Below are 1,486 nucleotides of genomic sequence, written 5' to 3' on the forward strand. Positions count from 1 at the left end.
CGCTCCTTTTCCGCGTGAAACGTGTGGCCGATGACGGCCAGCGCGGACGTCAGCAGCAGCGCGGCACCGAGTCCCTTGATGGCGCGCGCCACGTTGAGCACGAACGGCGTCCACGCCAGGCCGCACAGCAGGGACGCCAGCGCGAACACGGCCAGGCCATGCAGCATGACCTTGCGCCGTCCCAGGCGGTCGGCGATGCTGCCGGCCGGCAACAGGAACGAGGCGAACGCCAGCATGTAGGCGCTGACCACCCATTCCACGTCGACGAAGCTGGCGTTGAGCGAGCGGGCGATCGAGGGCAGCGAGACGGCCACCACGTTGGTGTCGAGCATGATCAGCGCGCACACGCCCGAGCAGGTATATAAGGTCCAGTTGGCATTTTTCATGCCTGTATTTTAAGCAGGCTGGTATTATTTCCTGTTATAAGACAAGCGCCTTATAATTTACCCATGGTGAATACAGACAAAGACATGGAATTGCGGCACTTCCGCTGTGTGCTGGCCGTCGCGCACAGCCTGCACTTCGCGCGGGCGGCCGCCGAGCTGGGCATCTCGCCGCCCGCGCTGACCAAGCAGGTGCAGGAAACGGAACAGTTGCTGGGCACGCGGCTGTTCCAGCGCAGCAAGCGCGCCGTGTCGCTGACGGCGGCCGGAGAATTGTTCGTCATCGAGGCCACGCGCGCGCTGGCGCAGCTGGCGCAGGCGCAGGACGTGGCGCGCCGGGCGGGACGGGGCGAGCTGGGCCGGCTGGAAATCGGCTACGTGGCCTCGGCCGCGTATTCCGGCGTGCTGCAAGATCAGTTTGCCCGCTTTCGCGCCAGCCACCCCGGCATCCATATCAGTGCGCGCGAATACGCGATGGATGCCCTGCCCGGCTTGCTGGACCAGGGCCGCGTGGACCTGGCCTTCGTGCGCCCGCCCCTGCACTTGCCGGACGGACTGGACAGCGTGGTGTTGCTGCGTGACCGCTTCGTGCTGGCCGTGCAGGCCGACAGTCCGCTCGCCCTGCAGCAAATAGCGGGGCCGGCCGCGCTGGCGCAGCAGGCATTCATCGTGCCGGAACAGGAACTGGGAACCTTGGAAGTGAGCCGGCGCGGCGGCTTTGCGGCGCAGGTGGTGTCGCGCCCCGGCAGCCTGGTGGCCGTGCTGACGGAAGTGTCGCTGGGCGTGGGTTGCGCCATCGTGCCCCATTCCGTGATGGCCAGCGTGCAATTGCCCGGCGTGGTGTTCCGCGAGCTGCAAGGGCCGCAGATCAGCTCGGAAATCGCCGTGGCCTTCCGCCGCCACGAACAGGCGCCCGCCGCACGCGCCTTCATCGCCCAGCTGCGCGCTGTAGCGCTGGCTTAGCCTCAGTTCTTCAATACGGCCACGGCGTAGGTGCAAGCGGTGGCCGTTTCATTGCTGAACACGCAGTCGGCCGGCGGGCCCAGTTCCAGGCAGTCGCCCGCGTCCAGCACGTGGCGGGTCTCGCCTTCGATGAAGACGAG

Annotated in this window: 2 protein-coding genes and 1 pseudogene; 1 reads left to right on the plus strand and 2 read right to left on the minus strand. The window is 66.9% G+C overall.

Annotated features, from left to right (window positions below; translation table 11 throughout):
- The coding region (locus tag K0F86_RS25890; protein ID WP_219136995.1) for an MFS transporter at window positions 1–386 on the minus strand (386 nt) is incomplete at its 3' end.
- A 63-nt stretch (window positions 387–449) separates the two neighbouring features.
- Between K0F86_RS25890 and K0F86_RS25895 the strand changes: the two genes are divergently transcribed.
- Window positions 450–1,346 carry a LysR family transcriptional regulator gene (locus tag K0F86_RS25895; protein WP_257572374.1) on the plus strand — a complete coding sequence of 299 codons (897 nt, stop codon included), beginning with the start codon at window positions 450–452 and terminating at the stop codon, window positions 1,344–1,346.
- A 2-nt stretch (window positions 1,347–1,348) separates the two neighbouring features.
- On the opposite strand, the pseudogene K0F86_RS27795 reads toward K0F86_RS25895, so the two are convergent.
- A pseudogene (locus K0F86_RS27795) lies at window positions 1,349–1,486 on the minus strand (LacI family transcriptional regulator); the annotation flags it as partial.

The sequence above is a fragment of the Janthinobacterium sp. UMAB-60 genome (assembly GCF_900095235.1).
GTDB lineage: Bacteria > Pseudomonadota > Gammaproteobacteria > Burkholderiales > Burkholderiaceae_D > Janthinobacterium.

Coding starts and splice junctions, on each gene's coding strand:
- K0F86_RS25895 (WP_257572374.1), top strand. CDS start 450: ATGGTGAATACAGACAAAGACATGGAATTGCGGCACTTCCGCTGTGTG.